13 protein-coding genes are annotated in these 18,400 nt (G+C 73.1%); 6 read left to right on the top strand and 7 right to left on the bottom strand.

What is annotated here, in order from left to right; all coding sequences use genetic code 11:
* Positions 1 to 170: 170 nt before the first annotated feature.
* The 6 genes from ACH01S_RS25665 to ACH01S_RS46170 form a co-directional block, all read right to left on the bottom strand.
* A complete protein-coding gene (locus ACH01S_RS25665; RefSeq protein ID WP_067896529.1) occupies positions 171 to 1,784 on the bottom strand; it encodes a CBM96 family carbohydrate-binding protein in 1,614 nt (537 codons plus the stop codon).
* Positions 1,785 to 1,906: 122 nt separating this feature from the next.
* On the bottom strand, positions 1,907 to 3,181 hold the full coding sequence (locus ACH01S_RS25660; RefSeq protein ID WP_067896525.1) for a hypothetical protein: 1,275 nt from the start codon (positions 3,179 to 3,181) through the stop codon (positions 1,907 to 1,909).
* A gap of 107 nt (positions 3,182 to 3,288) precedes the next feature.
* A complete protein-coding gene (locus tag ACH01S_RS25655) occupies positions 3,289 to 4,080 on the bottom strand; it encodes a WecB/TagA/CpsF family glycosyltransferase (protein ID WP_067896522.1) in 792 nt (263 codons plus the stop codon).
* Entirely contained in the window at positions 4,058 to 5,026 is a 969-nt protein-coding gene (locus tag ACH01S_RS25650; RefSeq protein ID WP_169809354.1) for a sulfite exporter TauE/SafE family protein, read from the bottom strand. The genes ACH01S_RS25655 and ACH01S_RS25650 overlap by 23 nt, the downstream gene beginning before the upstream one ends.
* Before the next feature lie 113 nt (positions 5,027 to 5,139).
* Complete coding sequence (gene cysC, locus ACH01S_RS25645; protein WP_067896519.1) at positions 5,140 to 6,609, bottom strand: adenylyl-sulfate kinase; 1,470 nt, start codon at positions 6,607 to 6,609, stop codon at positions 5,140 to 5,142.
* Between the two features lie 107 nt (positions 6,610 to 6,716).
* The gene (locus tag ACH01S_RS46170; RefSeq protein ID WP_246236618.1) at positions 6,717 to 7,553 is read right to left on the bottom strand and encodes a class I SAM-dependent methyltransferase; all 837 of its coding nucleotides are present in this window, start codon (positions 7,551 to 7,553) and stop codon (positions 6,717 to 6,719) included.
* 263 nt (positions 7,554 to 7,816) lie between these two features.
* Between ACH01S_RS46170 and mfd the strand changes: the two genes are divergently transcribed.
* From mfd to ACH01S_RS25610, 6 genes are all read left to right on the top strand, one after another.
* Complete coding sequence (mfd, locus tag ACH01S_RS25635) at positions 7,817 to 11,374, top strand: transcription-repair coupling factor (RefSeq protein ID WP_067896516.1); 3,558 nt, start codon at positions 7,817 to 7,819, stop codon at positions 11,372 to 11,374.
* Between the two features lie 57 nt (positions 11,375 to 11,431).
* Complete coding sequence (locus ACH01S_RS25630; RefSeq protein ID WP_148344310.1) at positions 11,432 to 12,103, top strand: SurA N-terminal domain-containing protein; 672 nt, start codon at positions 11,432 to 11,434, stop codon at positions 12,101 to 12,103.
* Positions 12,104 to 12,108: 5 nt separating this feature from the next.
* The gene (locus ACH01S_RS25625) at positions 12,109 to 13,131 is read left to right on the top strand and encodes a nucleoside triphosphate pyrophosphohydrolase (RefSeq protein WP_067896510.1); all 1,023 of its coding nucleotides are present in this window, start codon (positions 12,109 to 12,111) and stop codon (positions 13,129 to 13,131) included.
* Positions 13,132 to 13,255: 124 nt separating this feature from the next.
* Positions 13,256 to 15,679 (top strand): penicillin-binding protein, encoded by a 2,424-nt coding sequence (locus tag ACH01S_RS25620; RefSeq protein ID WP_157406309.1) that lies wholly within the window; start codon positions 13,256 to 13,258, stop codon positions 15,677 to 15,679.
* Positions 15,680 to 15,785: 106 nt separating this feature from the next.
* Positions 15,786 to 16,730 carry an NADP-dependent oxidoreductase gene (locus tag ACH01S_RS25615; protein ID WP_067896507.1) on the top strand — a complete coding sequence of 315 codons (945 nt, stop codon included), beginning with the start codon at positions 15,786 to 15,788 and terminating at the stop codon, positions 16,728 to 16,730.
* Positions 16,731 to 16,753: 23 nt separating this feature from the next.
* Entirely contained in the window at positions 16,754 to 16,966 is a 213-nt protein-coding gene (locus ACH01S_RS25610) for a hypothetical protein (protein ID WP_067896504.1), read from the top strand.
* Between the two features lie 25 nt (positions 16,967 to 16,991).
* On the opposite strand, the gene ACH01S_RS25605 is transcribed toward ACH01S_RS25610, so the two are convergent.
* Complete coding sequence (locus tag ACH01S_RS25605; RefSeq protein ID WP_246236619.1) at positions 16,992 to 18,305, bottom strand: sensor histidine kinase; 1,314 nt, start codon at positions 18,303 to 18,305, stop codon at positions 16,992 to 16,994.
* Positions 18,306 to 18,400 lie beyond the last annotated feature (95 nt).

The raw sequence follows: 18,400 nt of genomic DNA, 5'->3' as shown, positions 1-18,400 counted from the left end.
TGGAGTGAGCCTAGGCCGGGGTCACGGTTCGTGCGGCCGGAGGGCGGCCACGCCCTCCGGCCGCACGAACCGAGGAGCGAGGGGCCGTTTCCCGAGAGCGAACGCGACTCGGGAAACGGCCCCTCGCGACCAACGGGGGTTCCAGGGGGTCGCCCCCTGGGTAGACACAACTAACAGAATTCTCGCCAGGCCGACTTGCTCTGTGGGTCCAGGAGGCGGAAGTCGCCGGTGCTCCAGTCGAGGTCGAAGTAGGCGACCCACAGGGCCTTGTTCTTGGCCAGGTAGGCGTTGGTGGCGCGGAGCCAGGCGGCGCGGCGGTCGCCGTTGTCGCCCTTGACGAGGAAGCTGCCCGTCTCGGCCACGCCGAACGGCAGGTTCTCGGCCCTGCTGGTGGCGATGACCCGGTCGTACATGGTGGACGGGTCGTCGTACCGGCCCTTCTTCCAGCCGAGGTTGTACACGTCCCAGCCGAGGACCTGGATGACGTCGCGGCCCGGGTAGTAGTCGTGCCAGTCGCGCTTGGACAGCGGGTCGAGGCTCCAGCCCATGAGGACGAGCGTGGCGTGCAGCTTCGGGTTCCCGGCCTTGTCGGCGAGGGTCCGCAGCCGGCGCCAGGCGGCGCGGTAGTCGGCGGCGGTGAACTCGCCGGAGGCGATGTTGTCCTCGGGCTCGTGGTAGTAGACCCAGTAGACGTCGCGGTCGCTGGGCGCGGTGGCGAACCAGTTGGTGAACGCCTTGTCGTACTTGCCGGACAGGACGTCCTTCGGCGCGAGCTTGAACGAGATGATCGGCGGCCGGTGCCCGGTGTTCGGGTTGCCGGGCCACGCGGGCGGGACGCCGCGGTAGAACAGCCGGACGGTCTCAAGCCCGCCGTACTCGGTGTCCATGCGGGTCAGGGCGCGCTGGAACGTCTCGCCCGACTTGAGGTTGAGGGAGACGCCGCAGAGCGTCCGGCCGCCGCCGGGGGTGCCGCCGCCGGACGGCGGCGTGGTCGGCTCGGGCACCTCCCAGGTGGGTTCGGGGCCGGGCGTCGGGAGCGACGTCGCGGTCTGCTCGGGGTTCCCGCCGGAGGCCGACGGGCTCGGCGACGGCCGGTCGCCGCGCCGGGTCTTCAGCACGAGGCGCGGGCCCTCGCCGGTCTCCCGCGAGTGCAGCGACGCCGCCGACCCGGGGCTGCGGTTGGTGATCGCGAACGCGTACCGGCCGGGGCCGGTCACGACGGAGCCGACGTCGAACAGGATCTTGTCGCCGCGGGTGACGGCGGTGGCGACGACCGGGCCCGCGACGGGGCGGTTCGCCCAGGAGGTGTCGTTCTCCGTCCAGGAGCCGGGCAGGGCGCGCAGCTCCACGTCGCGCGGCCGGTTCTCGGGACGGTCGAAGACGACCTCGACGCGGGCCTTGGTGACGCGGGGCGTCCCGGCGGGGACGTCGAACGCGACGTAGGCCTCGGTGTGCCAGGAGGGCCACAGCGACGCGGTGATCTTCTTCGCGTCGCCGAACCCCTTGCCGGGCATCTCGCGGACGACGTAGGTGTCCGCGGCGGCGGGCACGACGGTGCCGGACCCGGCGGACGTGGTGCGGGCGTCGCGGTCCAGCGCGCCGCCGCCGAGCGCGATCGCGCCGGCGGAGCAGCCGACGACGATGAGGGTGCCCGCGGTCGTGAAGTAGAACGCGGGCCGCGGCCCGCGCCGCCGGGCACGCCGCGCCCGGGTGGGCGGGACGGGCTGCGAGCGGCGCGGGTCGGGCCGGTGATGTCCACCGGGGAACGGGTCGTGTTCGTGCACTGCCGCCCCCTTCGTTTCAATGGTTGTTGCCCTCTGTTCACCGCATAGGGCCCGTTTTGTTACCGCCCTTTATCTCACAAGGCCGCTTTTTTCACATCCGTCACGTCCGGAGGCGGCCGGGCTCAGCCCAGCGGGAACATGCCGAGGCGGCCGTGGTACTCGTGGCCGAGCTGGTCGGTGTCGCTGCCGACGAGGAGGCCCTTCGGGTCGGCGACGAGCGTCTCGACGCCGTGCCCGAGCGTCCGGGTCGGGTTCCAGGAGAGCGCCTTGCCGGTCGACGGGTTCAGCGCGCCGATGCCGGGGCGCGACACCGCGCCGGGACCCGCCGAGTCGTGCCCCTGCGGGTTGTCGAGCCAGCGCTGGTGCCCGCCGACGTACACGGCCGCGCCGGTGATGGACGTGGACAGCAGCGTGTCGCCGCCCGTCCAGTTCACCCAGGTCGGCTTCTTGCCGGAGCCGGTGGCGGAGGACTCCCAGCGCGCGGCCGAGTCGCACAGCGTGCTGGTGCCGTAGGGGCCGCCGGTGGTGACGACGACGAAGTACTTGCCGTCGGGGGAGAAGTCCATCCCGCGCATGTAGGTGTCGAACGCGCCGAGGTTGCACGCGTCGGCGTACTCGGTGGTCGCCCACGACGACAGCGTCGCCGTGCCGTTGCCCGTGTTGATCATCGCGATCTGCGGCCGGCTCTGGCCGTTGACCTTGGTGAACGTCCCGTTGATGACCAGCCGGGTGTCGGCCGGGTCGACCGCCAGCTTGTACACCTTGAGCGCGCCCGACCGCGGCGTGGTGACGCTGAAGTTGAAGCCGGCGTCGGCGGCGCCGGTCAGGGCGTCGATCCGGGCCACGGCGGTGCGGGCCTTGCCGCCCGCCTTGGTGAACGTCCCGCCGATGTAGAGCCGGGCGCCGCGCCGCACCATGGTGGTGACCCGGTAGTTCACGTTCGGCTTGAAGCCGGTGTGCACCTTGTTGGTGGCGGTGTTGAGGGAGGCGACCGTGCCGGTCGCGGCGCCGTTGACGGTCGTGAACGTCCCGGCGAGGTAGACCCAGCCGCTCGTGCCCGCCTGCAAGGCGTGGACGGTGCCGTTCACCTTCGGGACGAAGGCGGTGCTGATCTTCCCGGTGCCCTTGTCGTAGGCGAAGAGGTTGTGGCGCTTCAGCGTGGGCTTGCCGCTGCCCGCCTCGCGCACCTCCTCGAAGTTGCCGCCGACGACGACGAGGTTCCCGACGACGGCGATGGCGCGGACGGTGCCGTCCAGCACGTGCGGGGTGTTGTCAACCGGGTTCGCCGAGACCACGGACCCCTGGGCGAGGTCGGCGGACGCCGGGCCCGCCGCGGCGGCGGTCAGGGCGGACGCGGCGAGAGCGGTGGCCGTGATGCAGGCGATTGAACGGCGCATGAATGTGCTCCGGGGTGCGGCCGGGAATAGTGATGGCATCTTGTACTACCACAAAGCGGGAAAGCAGGCAGCCGTTCCGGGAAAGCGCGGCGGGAAGGAGACCGCGATCACGCGTCCCGGCTCTTGCCGTTCCGGATTCGGTGGACCAGAACCCGGGTCAGATATGCGCCCAGTTCGATCGTGTAACGGCGCCACAGTCGGCGCGGTTCCCGGGCGAGTCGGTACAGGAAGCCGATCCGCAATTTCAGCACCCAGGCCGGATAGTAGTCGCGCCGTTCCGCGAGGTGCTCGAAGTAGGCGCCGCAGGTGATCACGACGGGCGCGGCGAGCTCGTCCCGGTATTCGGTGACGAACCGCTGCTGCAGCGGCGTGCCCAGCCCGACGTGCAGGATGTCCGGGGCCGACTCGTTGATCTCGGCGACGAGCCGCGCCGCCGTCGCCTCCGGGATGCGGCCGTTCTCGGCCGCCCAGTGGCCGTGCTGCGTCCCGGCGATCTCCAGGCCCGGATACCAGTTCCGGACGTTCTCCGCCGCCGCCTCAGCGACGCCCGGAGCGTTCCCGAACAGGAAGACGCGCCAGCCGTGTTCGGCGGGCTGGCCGAACAGATGGTCGGTGAGGTCGTCGTTGGCCATTCGTCCCGGCACCGGGCGGCCGAAGATCCGGGCGGCGAGGACCACGCCCCAGCCGTCCGGGAGGTTGAGGTCGAAGCCGTTCATCAGATCGCGCAGCCCGTGGTCCTTCTGCGCTTTGAGCACGTAGTCCGGATTGGCGAAGGTGACGGTCAGCTTCGTCCGCTCCTTGACCGCCGTTTCCACGAACGTCCGGAACTGCGCGACATCGGTGCGGCTGACCCGGACGCCGAGGACGTCGACGGTGTCATGCGGCCATCGTTGGTCCACGCTCGCCCTGCTCTCCTGACGTGCCCGCGAGGCCGGGCGATACGACGGGAGAGTGCAGCGTATCCCGGTTCCGGGCGGCGCGGTTACGCAGCACGAGCGCCACGGCGACGGTGCCGGAGGCCAGCACGACCATCGTCCAGGCGAGCGGGACGGCCCCGACGCCGAACATCTTCAGCGAGGACGCGACCAGCACGAGCGCCAGCACGCGCCGGATCAGCCCGCCCGGCGCCCGCGAGGAGATCTTCGAGCCGAGGTACACGCCGGGGATCGACCCGACGAGCAGCGCGGCGGTGACCTCCATCCGGAAGTCGCCGAACAGGATGTGGCCGATGGCGGCCGCGAACACCAGCGGGACGGCCTGGAGCAGGTCGGTGCCGACGAGCTGGTTCGCCTTGAGGGACGGGTAGAGCGCCAGCAGCGCCACGATGATCAGCGAGCCGGAGCCGACGGACGTGATCCCGACGATGAGCCCGCCGACCACGCCGACCAGCACGGTCGGCACCGGCCGCACCTTCACCCGGGACTCGCCCTCGGACCGTTCGGCGGGTTCCCCGCGGAACCGGCGGCCGAGCAGCCCGCGCGCGACGAGCCCGGCCGCCGCGATCATCAGCGCGACGCCCATCGCCTTGCCGATCAGGTCCTCGACGGACGCGCCGCCGCCGAGCGCCTTCGCCAGCAGCACGCCGGAGAACGCGGCGGGCACCGAGCCCGCGCACAGCCAGCCGACGAGCCGCAGGTCGATCGTCCCCTGCCGGTAGTGGACCGCGCTGCCGACGGGCTTCATCACCGCGGCGGCGACGAGGTCGCTGGACACGGCGGCGAGCGGGCTGACGCCGAAGAACGTCACCAGCATCGGCGTCATCAGGGCGCCGCCGCCCATGCCGGTCAGCCCGACGATGATGGCGACCAGGAACGAGCCGAACGCCATCGTCCAATCGAAGTCCATTGGCATGACCTACCAGGCATATAGGAAAACTCGTCAGTCAGACTAGGACATGCGGGGCACGCCTGTTAACCCGGGTTACGGTCGACGATCAGTGACGAATCAGGCACCAAGGGTTAGGCGGGTCGCACCCAGCCGCCATCCACGAGGAGAGCGAGGACGCGGCCGACCGCCTCGTCCGGCGTCATCGCCGACGTGTCGAGCGTGAGATCGGCGTCCACCGGCTCCTCGTAGGGGTCGGAGATCCCGGTGAACTCGGGGATGAGACCAGCCCGCGCCTTGGCGTACAGGCCCTTGCGGTCGCGGCGCTCGCACTCCTCCAGCGGCGTCGCGACGTGCACGAGGATGAAGTCGCCCACGGCGGACACCATCCGGCGCACCTCGGCGCGGGTCGCCGCGTACGGCGCGATCGGCGCGCAGATCGCGGTGCCGCCGTGCCGGGTGATCTCGGCGGCGACGAACCCGATCCGGCGGATGTTCAGGTCGCGGTCGGCGCGCGAGAACGTCAGGCCGGACGACAGCATCGTCCGGACGACGTCGCCGTCCAGCAGCGTGACCGTCCGGCCGCCGCGCTCGACCAGCGCGTCGGCGAGGCCCCGCGCCACCGTCGACTTCCCCGACCCGGACAGGCCGGTGAAGAACACCGTGATGCCGCGCCGCACCTTCGGCGGGCGGGCGATCGCCAGCTCGGCCGCCACCGCGGGCGGGGTGAACCAGTCGGGGACGGGCTCGCCCGCGTCGAGCAGCTCGCCGAGCCGCTCGGCGGTCAGCTCGGCCTGGACGTGGTCCGGCTCGATCCGCGCGACCGGCCGCCACACCTCGACGTCGGCGTCGTAGGCCCACGGCTCGGGCACGACGACCGGGATCGCGGTGCCCTCGACCTCCGCGTCGCCGAGCAGGTGCGTCGCGCCGTAGGCGGCGGCGACCCGCGCGCGCAGCAGGAGGTCGCGGCCGGGCTCCACGCCGTCGCGCTCGGGCAGCGGGACGGGGACGATCCGCGCGCCGTCCGGCAGTTCGCGGCGCACGCCGAGCAGCGCCCGGACGAGCGACTCGTCGTGCTCGCCGCCGAGCAGCGGCAGCACCAGCACCTGCGCGCCGAGCCGCTCGGCGACCTGCCTGAGCTGGCCGAGCTGCTTGCGGTGCAGCGGCTCGCGGGTGGCCACCGCGAGGAGCGGGCCCTCCACCGGGTCGAGCTCGTCGGGACGGCGGCGCAGCCGGTGGAACGCCCCGTGCGCCGGGGCGCGCAGCGCCTCCAGCGGACCGGCGAGCCGCCAGCCGTGGCCGGTCGGGTCCCGCCACGCCTCGGTGACGTCCAGCAGCGCGACCGGCACGCCCTCCGGGTCCTGCAGGACGATCCGCTCGTGCTCGGTCAGCTCCTTCGGCACGGACAGCGTGACCGGCACCGGCCACGGCGTGCCGTCGGCGAGCCGGCCGCCCGCGATCACCATGGCCGCGTCGAACGAGCCGAGGAACCCGGTCAGCGGGCGGTACGCCCTGGCCAGGATCAGCTCGAGGTCGGCGAGCTCCACCGGACCGGGGGTCCAGGCGGGCAGGTCGCGCAGCGTGTCGGGTACGCCGTCGGTCACCGCGGTCTCCGATCTGGCCCGGCGCGCGGCCGGGCGGGTGCGTGCGAATGGGAGTTTCCGCAGGAAAAATACTGCGCCGGGGCGGACGCACGCACCCCCGGACAGCCTCAGATGACCCGGGCGAAACGGTTCTCGGGCTTGCGGATGACGAACGTGACCTCGCTGTGCTCCGCGGTGAGGCGTCCCCTGCTCAGCAGCGAGACCAGCCGGCACAGCAGGTCGGCGGGGCCGGTTCCGGCCCCGAGCGCCTCGATCGACCGCCGGGACGCGTACTCCTCGCACACCACGAGCCCGCGCATCACGCAGTACCACTGCATGCCCGACCGGGACGCGACCCGGTCGTAGATCGCGGGGGGCGGGGCCGTCCGGCCCCCGGGCCGCGCCGCCCGCTCGGGGGCCCGCTCCTCGCCGCCCTCGACGGCCGCGGACTCGCCCGCGGGCTGCGGGACGCGGGCGTGCGCGCCGCGCCCCTGGCGCGCCCGGCGCCGCCGGCGGCGGCCGGACGCGTGCAGCCAGTGCGGCAGCGTCCGGTCGAGGAACGCGTACGCGGTGTTGCGGTCGCGCAGGTGGACGAGCAGCAGCCCGCCCGGCTTCAGCGCCGCGACGAACCGGTCGAGCACCAGCTCGGCGTGCGGCACCCGCTCGATCAGGTACGTCGCGTGGACGACGTCGAACGCGCGCGGCGGCAGCGGCACGGTGCGCAGGTCGCCGAGGTGCCAGGTGTCGAGGTCGGGCCGCTCGACGGTGTGGGCGCGCAGCTCGGGGGAGTCCTGGTCGACGCCCGTGACGTGGTGGTCGCGGTCGCCGAGGTCGAGGCCCGTCCCCCAGCCGCAGCCCGCTTCCAGGACGTGGATCCGCTGCAGGGGCTTCTCTAGGGCGTACTGGCGGGCGCGTTCTGAGAAGAGATCGCCGTCGCTGGTCGGCGGCGTACGCAGATCGGTCACAGTCTCGCAGCGTAATCGCCCGACTGCGCTCCGTCCGCTATTTGCCCTTTCTTGGTAACGGTCGTGTCGCGCTCCGTTCCAGCCGCTCCGTTCCGGCCCTTCCCCGTGCCCCACCGGCGCCCCCACCTGGGCTCCCGCGCGGGCGGACGGGCGGTGGGCGCGGGCGCGTACCCTGGTAGCCACACCGGGGTCCGCTGGGATTCCGGGTTTTCGGGCTGCCCTGGCACGGGGTGCATCGCTGATTCGCGGGCGAACGGGCGAAGATGACGCTTTCTGGACTTGTTGACCTTGCACGCACCGACCCCGGCTTGGAACGCGCCCTGCGCGCGGCGCGGGCCGACCAGGAGGTGGTCGCGCCCGCCGCGCTGTGGCCGATCCTCGCCGCCGCGCTGAGCCGCGCCCTGGACGAGCGGGACGGCGGGACGGGCGTGGTCCTCGCGGTGACCGCGACCGGCCGCGAGGCCGAGGACCTCACCGCCGCGCTGACCAGCCTGCTCGACCCGGGCCGGGTGGCGCACTTCCCGGCGTGGGAGACGCTGCCGCACGAGAAGCTGTCGCCGCGCTCGGACACCGTCGGGCAGCGGCTCGCGGTGCTGCGCAGGCTCGTCCACCCGGACGCGGGCGGCCCGCCGGCCATGGAGGACGCCGCCGAGGAGGCGGAAACGGGCAAGGGCGGCGCGCTGGACGTGGTCGTCACGCCGATCCGCGCGGTGCTCCAGCCGATCGTGTCCGGCCTCGCCGGCCTGGAGCCGGTGCGCCTCGGGACGGGCGACGACGCGGACATGGACGACGCCGTCCGCCGCCTCGTCGAGGCCGGGTACCACCGCGTCGACCTCGTGGAGAAGCGCGGCGAGATCGCGGTGCGCGGCGGCATCCTGGACGTGTTCCCGCCCACCGAGGAGCACCCGCTCCGGGTGGAGTTCTGGGGCGACACCGTCGAGGAGATCCGCTACTTCAAGGCCGCCGACCAGCGCTCGCTCGAAGTCGCGCGGGGCGGGCTGTGGGCGCCGCCGTGCCGCGAGCTGCCGCTGACGGAGACGGTCCGCGAGCGCGCGAAGCGGCTCGCCGAGGAGCACCCGGCGCTGGCGGACATCCTCGGCCGGATCGCCGACGGCGACACCGTCGAGGGCATGGAGGCGTTCTCGCCCGTCCTCGCCGACGGGATGGAGCTGCTCACCGACCTGCTCCCGGACGGCTCCGCGCTGCTCGTGTGCGAGCCGGAGCGGATCCGCACCCGGTCCGCCGAGCTCGTCCGGACCAGCCAGGAGTTCCTGGAGGCGAGCTGGGTCAACGCCGCCGCCGGGGGAGAGGCGCCGATCGACCTCGGCGCCGCCGCGTTCCGCTCGCTCGACGACGTCCGCGCGCACAGCACCGAGCTGGGCCTGCCGCGCTGGAGCGTGACAGCCCTTAACCCCGAGGGCGACGCGCTCAACCTCGGCGTCCAGCCCGCGGAGGCGTACCGGGGCGACACCTCGCGGGTCGTCGCCGACCTCAAGGGCTGGACGGACGCGGGCTGGCGCGTGGTGATGGTCACCGCCGGGCACGGGCCCGCGGAGCGGTTCGTCCAACTCGTCGGGGAGGAGGGCCTCGGCGCGCGGCTCGCCGACCTCGCCGGGCCGCCCGACCCGGCGCTCGTCACCGTGACGACCGGGCTGCTCGACAACGGGTTCACCTGGGAGTCGGTCAAGCTCGCCGTGCTGACCGAGACGGACCTGTCGGGGCAGAAGTCGTCCACCAGGGACGCGCGGCGCATGCCGTCCCGGCGGCGCGGCGGCATCGACCCGCTGCAGCTCAAGCCGGGCGACTACGTCGTCCACGAGCAGCACGGCGTCGGCCGGTACGTCGAGATGGTCAGCCGGACGGTCCAGGGCGCCACCCGCGAGTACCTGATCCTGGAGTACGCCAAGAGCGACCGGCTGTTCGTCCCGACCGACCAGCTCGAAGAGCTGACCCGCTACGTCGGCGGGGAGGCGCCGAGCCTGCACCGGCTCGGCGGCGCCGACTGGCAGAAGGCGAAGTCCCGCGCCCGCAAGGCGGTCAAGCAGATCGCCGGGGAGCTGATCCGGCTGTACTCGGCGCGGATGGCGAGCCCCGGCCACCCGTTCGCGCCCGACACCCCGTGGCAGCGCGAGCTTGAGGACGCGTTCCCCTACGTCGAGACGCCCGACCAGCTCGCGGCGATCGACGAGGTGAAGGGCGACATGGAGAAGCCCGTCCCGATGGACCGGCTGATCTGCGGCGACGTCGGCTACGGCAAGACCGAGATCGCGGTGCGGGCGGCGTTCAAGGCCGTCCAGGACGGCCGCCAGGTCGCGGTGCTCGTCCCGACGACGCTGCTCGTGCAGCAGCACCTGTCGACGTTCTCCGAGCGGTTCGCGGCGTTCCCGGTGGTGGTGAAGCCGATCTCCCGGTTCCAGTCCGACAAGGAGATCGAGGAGACGCTGAACGGGCTCGCGAACGGCACCGTCGACGTGGTCGTCGGCACGCACCGGATCCTGTCGTCGCAGACGCGGTTCAAGAACCTCGGCCTGGTGATCATCGACGAGGAGCAGCGGTTCGGCGTCGAGCACAAGGAGGAGCTGAAGCGGCTCCGCACGCAGGTGGACGTGCTCGCCATGTCCGCGACGCCGATCCCGCGGACGCTGGAGATGGGCCTCACCGGCATCCGCGAGATGTCCACGATCCTGACGCCGCCGGAGGAGCGGCACCCCGTCCTGACGTTCGTCGGGCCGTACGAGGAGAAGCAGATCGCCGCCGCGATCCGCCGCGAGCTGCTGCGCGAGGGCCAGGTGTTCTTCGTGCACAACCGGGTCCGGTCGATCAACAAGGTGGCGGCGAACCTCGCGAACCTCGTCCCGGAGGCGCGGGTCGGGATCGCGCACGGCCAGATGAACGAGCACGAGCTCGAAAAGGTCATGGTCGACTTCTGGGAGAAGAACTACGACGTCCTCGTCGCGACGACGATCGTGGAGTCCGGGCTCGACGTGCCGAACGCCAACACCCTGATCGTCGACCGCGCCGACATGTACGGGCTGTCGCAGCTCCACCAGTTGCGCGGCCGCGTCGGGCGCGGCCGCGAACGCGCCTACGCCTACTTCCTCTACCAGCCGGAGCAGCCGCTGACCGAGACCGCGCACGAGCGGCTCGCGACGCTCGCGCAGCACACCGAGGTCGGCGCGGGGATGTACGTCGCCATGAAGGACCTGGAGATCCGCGGCGCGGGCAACATCCTCGGCGCGGAGCAGTCCGGGCACGTGGCGGGCGTCGGGTTCGACCTGTACGTGCGGATGGTCGGGGAGGCCGTCCGCGACCTGAAGGAGGGCGGCCGGGAGCCGGAGGCCGTCGAGACCAAGGTCGAGCTGCCGGTCGACGCGCACCTGCCGCACGAGTACGTGCCGGGCGAGCGGCTCCGGCTGGACGCCTACCGGCGCATCGCCGCGATCACGTCCGAGGACGAGATCGGCGCCGTCCACGACGAGCTGAAGGACCGGTTCGGGCCGCTGCCCGTCCCGGTGCTGAACCTCCTGGAGGTCGCCCGGTTCCGGACGAAGGCGCGGCGGGCGGGGCTCGCCGACGTCACCGTCCAGGGCAACTTCATCAAGTTCACGCCCGCGCGGCTGCCCGACTCCAAGCAGGTCAGGCTCCAGCGGCTGTACCCGAAGAGCATCCTGAAGCCGTCGACCGACACGCTGCTCGTGCCCGCGCCGAAGACGGCGCAGATCGGCGGTCGCCCGCTGCGCGACCAGGAGCTTCTCGCCTGGGCGACGGACCTGGTGGAGGCGCTGTTCCTGGACGGTCCGCCCGCCTCCGGCACCCGGTAGTCTGGCGCCGATCCCGGCGATCAACGCTCCCCATGACCACGACGAGACGAGGAAACCGTGCCTGGTAGGTCCGTGTCCGCGAGGGCCGTCACGGCCGCCGCGGCCGCCGTGCTGGCGGCCGGCGCGCTGGCCGGCTGCGGCAGCACCCAGAAGGCGGGCACCGCGGCGCTCGTCGGCGGCGACCGCATCACCGTCACGAAGCTCGACCAGACCGTCCGCGACTGGCGGCGGGAGTTCCGCGCCGACCCGGCGGCCAACGACCTGCGGTCCAACTCGGCGAACCCGGGCGCGCAGCTCGGCGGCGAGTCCGACTCCGACCTGCGCGGCGCGCTCACCCTGCTGATCAACTTCCGGGTCGCCCGGAAGGTCGCGGACAAGGCGGGCGTGACCGTCACCGGCGGCGAGGTGGACGCCGCCGTCGAGGGCCTGAACAACAAGGGCGGGGCCGAGTCGGTCACGCTGGCGAGCGGCCTGCCCCGCGCCTACACCCGCGACCTCGCGCGGCTGGTCGCCACGCAGTTCGCGGTGATGCAGCGGTTCGGCGCGAGCCCGGGCAACCTGCCGACCCCGCAGACGCAGCAGGCGGGGCAGCGCTGGAACGAGCTGTTCCGCAGCACCGCCGACGGCATGGACATCGAGGTCAGCCCGCGCTACGGCGGCTACGACCCGGGCGAGTTCGCGATCGGCCCGGTGCAGTACCGGCTGTCCACCCCCGATTCGGGTATCTGAGGCGCATGGGCCTGACACTCCTCGCGACCACGCACCGGGTGGCGCCCGGCCTGCTGACCTGGCGCGCGTGGGACGCGCTGCGCTCCGCGTCCGCGGTCCGGACGCGGCCGGGGCATCCGCTGCTGCCGTCCCTGCGCGACGCCGGGGTCGCCGCCGAGGAGGTGCCCGAGCCGGACGCCGCCCGCCTGGTCGCGGACGCCCGCGAGGGCGACGTGCTGTGGGTGGCCGCGCCCGAGGGCGACGAGGCGCTGATGCGCGAGGTCGGGACGCTCGTCGTCGACGACCCCCTGGACGTCGAGGTGCTGCACGGCTCCTACGACCTGCCGGGCGCGCGGCTGCTCGACCTCGTCTCGGTGATGGACACGCTGCGCCGCGAATGCCCGTGGGACCGCAAGCAGACGCACGCGACGCTCGTCCCGTACCTGCTGGAGGAGTCCTACGAGGTCCTCGACACGATCGAGTCCGGCGACTACGGCGCGCTGCGCGAGGAGCTCGGCGACGTGCTGATGCAGGTCGCCTTCCACTCGGTGGTGGCCGCCGAGCGCGCGGACGAGACCGCGTTCACCATCGACGACGTGGCGGCCGCCATCGTCGACAAGCTCGTCCGCCGGCACCCGCACGTGTTCGGGGACGTGACCGTCTCCGGCGCCGACGAGGTCAACGCGAACTGGGAGCAGATCAAGGCGGCGGAGCGGGCGGAGAAGAGCGGCGCGGACGCCTCGGCGCTGGACGGCGTCCCGATGGGCCAGCCCGCGCTGTCGCTCGCCGCGCAGCTCCAGCGGCGCGCCGCCCGCCTCGGCGCCCCCGACGACCTCGCCGACGACCTCGCCGACGACCTCCTCGACGCCCTTCCGGACGGGAAGGAAACCGACTCTCCGGACGTCCGGAACGAGGTGGGCGTGCGGCTGTTCGCGCTCGTCCGGGACGCGGCGGCGCGCGGGGTGGACGCGGAGTCGGAGTTGCGCACGGTATCGCGGGTATTCCGGGACCGTGTCCGAGAGTGGGAACGAAACCGGGGACCGGAGTGAATCGTCGGGTTTCGCCCCGAACATCGCGGATGGGGTAGTCCGGCCGGGGACACCCGTCTACTCTGATCGCGTGCCGGCTGAGGCTGAGGGTGATACCGGAGATCCTGACGTAGTCAGGACTCTCGTGTCGGCACGCCGTGACACGGGCCGCGGCGGGCGGCGCGGGCGGCGGTCCCGGCGGTGGCTGACCCCGTCGACGTCCCGCGCCGAGAAGGCCCGCGCGCTGCGCGGCCTCGGCGCGTTAGGCGGTCTCGCCGGGCTCCTCGTCGCGCTGCTGGTGCTGCCCACCGCGTGCGCGGCCGGGGTCGGCGCCCGCGACGCCTCCGACTGGTTCCGCACCGAGCCGGACGGGCTCACGACCTCCGGCGTCCCGCAGCGCTCCCGGATCCTCGCCGCCGACGGCCGGACGATCGCGACGTTCTTCTACCAGAACCGCGTCGACGTCCCGATGTCGCAGATCGCGCCCGTTCTCCGGATCGCCGTGCTGGCCATCGAGGACAGCCGCTTCTACAACCACGGCGCCATCGACGCGCAGGGCACGCTGCGGGCGCTCGCGAGCAACCTCGGCAGCGGCCAGGTGACGCAGGGCGGGTCCGGCATCACCCAGCAGTACGTGAAGAACCTGCTGCTGACCCAGGCCGACACGGCGGCCGAGCGGGCGGCGGCCAAGGAGATCTCCGCCGCGCGCAAGATCCGCGAACTGCGGTACGCGGTCGCGATCGAGAAGCGGTACACCAAGGACGAGATCCTGCGCCGCTACCTCAACATCGCCTACTACGGCGACGGCGCGTACGGCATCGAGGCGGCGTCCAGGCACTACTTCTCCAAGCACGCCTCCGAGCTGAACCTGTCCGAGGCGGCGCTGCTCGCGGGCGTCATCCGCTACCCCTACGCCTACGACCCGACGCGGCATCCGGGCGCGGCCCGCGAGCGGCGCAACGTCGTCCTGCACCGGATGGCGGAGCTCGGCTGGATCGACCACGCGGCGGCGGACGCGACCGCGCGGCTCCCGATCCGGCTGAAGGTGGACGACGTCAAGAGCGGCTGCGTGACCAGCTCGGCGCCGTTCTTCTGCGACTACGTCCAGCGGGAGATCCAGACGAACCCGGTGTTCGGGGCGACGCCCGCCGCGCGGGAGAAGCTGCTCAAGCGGGGCGGGCTCACGATCCGCACCACGATGGACCCGGTGGCGCAGCGGGCCGCGCAGCGCGCCGTGGACGAGCACGTCCCGCCGAAGAACTCGGCGCACAAGGCCGCCGCGGAGGCGATGGTCCAGCCGGGCACCGGCGAGATCAAGGCCATGGTCGTCGACCGCGCGCTCGGCCCGGACAAGGAGCGCGGCAAGACCTGGATCAACTTCGCCGCGGACGCGAGCCACGGCTCCAGCATCGGCATGCAGGCCGGGTCCACGTTCAAGGTGTTCACCCTCGCCGCCGCGCTCGACCAGGGCATGCCGTTCGGGACGCGGCTGATGGCGCCCCGCGAGTTCACCGCCGTCGGCTACCGCAACTGCAAGGGCCAGCGGGTCGGCGACCCGTCCAAGCCGCTGCGCAACTCGGCGGACGGCGAGGGCGGCAAGCGGTTCAGCCTCGTCACCGGCACCCACCACTCCGTGAACACCTTCTTCCTCGCGCTGGAGAAGGAGGTCGGCCTCTGCGAGACGGTGAGGATGGCCGAGAAGCTCGGGATGCGGCAGGCGAGCGGCAAGCCGCTGGAGCAGTACCCGTCGTTCACGCTCGGGTTCAACCCCGTGTCCCCGGTGCGGCTCGCGGCGGCGTACGCGGCGTTCGGCGCGCGCGGCCGCTACTGCGAGCCGGTCGCGATCCGGGAGGTGCGGGACGCGTCCGGCCGCAAGCTGAGGGTCCCGCCGCGCAAGTGCCGCCAGGCCGTGGACCGGGGCGTCGCCGACGCCGTGAACTACGTGCTGAGCGGCGTCCTCACCAAGGGCACGGCGCAGGGCATGGGCATCGGCCGCGACGCCGCGGGCAAGACCGGCACCGTCGACGACTTCTCCGCCGCCTGGTTCGCGGGCTACACCCCGGACCTCGCCTCCGCGGTGTGGGTCGGCGACCCGCGCGGCGGCTACCGGTACCCGATGGACGGCCTGTGCATGGACGGCCGCTGCTACGGCTCGGTGTTCGGGGCGACGATCCCCGCGCCGATCTGGCAGCAGAGCATGCTCGGCGCGCTGTCCGGGACGGACGCGGGCTCCTTCCACCGTCCGCCCTCGGACTACTTCAGCAAGGGGTCCGGCGAGGACAAGGTGAAGCTGCCCGACGTGCGCGGCATGAAGCTTCGCGAGGCGGTCGCGAAGCTGCGCGAGGCCGGGTTCAAGGTGCGCGTCGAGCGGCCGGTGGCGTCCCGCGAGTACCCGAAGGGGACGGTCGCCGAGATGTCGCCCTCCCCGGGCTCGGTCGAGCCGGAGGAGAGCGTCGAGCTGCGCGTCAGCAAGGGGCCGGGCCCGGGCGGCGACGGGCAGCCGGTTCCGCCCACGTTCCCGCCGACGTTCCCGCCGCCGGGCGACCCGGCGCAGCAGGCGCCCGCCTGACCGGCCGGTCCGGCGGCGCGACCGTGCCGGGTGACCCTGCCGTGTGATCGTCCCGTCGGCGGGTAGATCACCAGCGCAGTGATTCCGTTCGGGGGGACGATTCGTCATGCGAGCCATCGCCGTGTCCGAGTACGGCGCCACGCCGGCGCCCATGCAGCTGCCGCGCCCGGAGCCCGGGCCGGGGGAGATCCTGGTCCGGATGATCGCGGCCGGGCTGAACCCGGTCGACTGGAAGATCGCGGACGGGATGCTGAAGGACTCCGTCGACGCGACGTTCCCGCTGATCCTCGGCCAGGACGGCGCGGGCGTCGTGGAGGAGGCCGGGGAGGGCGTGACCCGGCTGCGGCCCGGCGAGCAGGTCTACGGGTCGTTCGGCTCGGTGGCCCGCGGCCTCGGCAGCTACTGCGAGTACGCGCTCGCCCGCGACGACGGCCCGGTCGCCCGGATGCCCGAGGGCATGATCTACACGCAGGCCGCGGCGGTGCCGACCGCGAGCATGACCGCGCTGTGCATGGTCGAGGACGCCCGCGTGGACGAGGGGCAGACCGTCCTCGTCGTCGGCGCGACCGGCGGCGTCGGGCAGAGCCTTGTGCAGCTCGCCGCCCGCACCGGCGCGAAGGTCATCGCGACCGCCCGCGCCGACATGGCGGGGACGATCCGGCGGCTCGGCGCGGCCGAGACCGTCGACCACACCAAGGGCGACCTCAACCGGCAGGTGCTCGCCGTCCACAGCGACGGGATCGACGTCATCATGGACACCGCCGCCGACACCGCGGGCGCCGAGAACCTCGCCCAGCTCCTGCGCCCCGGCGGGACGTTCATCAGCACCACCTGGTCGGTCAACCCGGACGCCATGGCCGCCCGCGAGGTGCGGGGCATCAACTTCCAGGGACGGCCGTCGGCGGCGCTGCTCGACCGGCTGTCCGACCTCATCGACGCGAGCGAGCTGCGCGTCCGGGTCGAGCGCGAGGTGCCTCTTGAGGACGCCGCCGCCGCGCTCGCCGACAACCGGGCGGGCGGCGCCCGCGGCAAGACCGTGATCCGCATCTGACCCCCGTGATGCAGGGAGGAAGCATGACCGAGGACGACGACGACCGGCGCGACCGCCTCCGCGAGATCGAGCAGTCCCTCGACCGGCTCCGCGCGGACCTCGTCCCGCCGCGCGAGGACGCCGGGGACAACATCGACTCCGCGCAGAACCTCACCGCCCGCGAGGAGATCGCCGGGCAGATCGAGCTGCTGGAGTACGAGCGCGACCGGCTCCGCACGGCGCTCGGCCTGACCTGACCGGGCCGGGCGAAGGGGCGGCGGGTCAGCGCGGCAGCCGCAGCACGAACCGGGCCCCCGGCCGGCCGTCCGCGCGGTCGGTGAGGACCAGCGTCCCCTGGTGCGCGACGGCGATGTCGCGGGCGATCGCGAGCCCGAGGCCGGTGCCGCCCGCGTCGCGGTGCCGTCCCTCGGCGAGCCGCGCGAACCGCTCGAACACCCGCTCGCGGTCCTCCGGCGCGATGCCGACGCCGTCGTCGACGATCTCGACGACGGCGGTGCCCGGCGGCTCGGTGCGCAAGATCACCGTCACCTCGGCCGCCGCGTGCCGGTCGGCGTTGTCGATCAGGTTGGTGAGCAGCCGCGCCAGCTCGCCGCGTCCGCCGTGCACCGTCACCGGGCCCTCCGACAGCACCGTCACCTGGGTGCGGCGGGGGCGGCGCAGCACCTCCTCGTCGGTCAGCGCGGTGAGGTCCACCGGCTCGCGGCGGAAGTTCCGGTCGGCCTCCAGCCGGGACAGGGCGAGCAGGTCGTCCACCACCGCGGCCAGCCGGTCGGTGTTGATCAGGACGGCCCGGAGCGTCTCGGTGACGTCGGCGTCCTGCGGGCTGGACAGCGCGAGCTCCAGCTCCATCCGGACGGCGGTGAGCGGGCTGCGCAGCTCGTGCGAGACGTCCACGACGAACGCGCGCTGCCGCGCCACCGCCTGCTCCAGCCGGTCGAGGGTCGCGTTGACGCTGGTCGCGAGCTTGCCGACCTCGTCCCGACGGGACGGCTCGGGCACCCGGCGGGCGAGGTCGGTGGCGGTGATCTCATCCAGCTCGCGGCGGATCTCGTCCACCGGGCGCAGGGTGCGGCCCACCGACCGCCACGTCCCGTAGCCGACGACGGTGGTGGCGGTCAGGACGCCGATCAGCAGCAGCAGGAACAGCTTCGGCTGCGGCACGAGGCCGGGCGCGGGCGCCAGCGCGAAGACGTACAGGGTGGACGGCCCCGTCCCGACGCTGTACTCGACGATGATGAAGCAGCCGTCGCCGGGGGCGTCGACGTCGCAGCTGCGGCCGTCCCGGCGGCCCTCCGGCGCGGCGGGCGGCGGGAACCGGACCGGCGGGCGGCCGCGCATCCGCGCGGACGCCGCGACGACCCGGCCCCGCGCGTCCACCACCTGGAGCAGCTCGTGGCCGGTGCCGCGGATCTCCGGGCGCAGCGTCCCGGCGTTGATCTCGGCGACCACCCGGCCGCCGTCCCGCGCGACGGTCCGGGTGGTGTCGACGATCGTCTGCTGCCTGCTGCCCGCCAGCACCAGCCCGGACATCGCCGTGGACAGGACGAACGCGACCAGCGTCGATGTCAGCGTCACCCGCGCCCGGATCTCCGGACCGAGCGGCCTGACTCGGATGGCGACCTCCCGGGTGCGTTCCTGCCAGTACCCGAGGTTACTTACCGGACCAGGGC

The organism is Actinomadura chibensis NBRC 106107 (assembly GCF_001552135.1).
Taxonomy (GTDB): Bacteria; Actinomycetota; Actinomycetes; order Streptosporangiales; family Streptosporangiaceae; genus Spirillospora; species Spirillospora chibensis.
The sequence above is the reverse complement of the archived record's forward strand: the minus strand, read 5'-3'. Positions and strand labels throughout refer to the sequence as shown.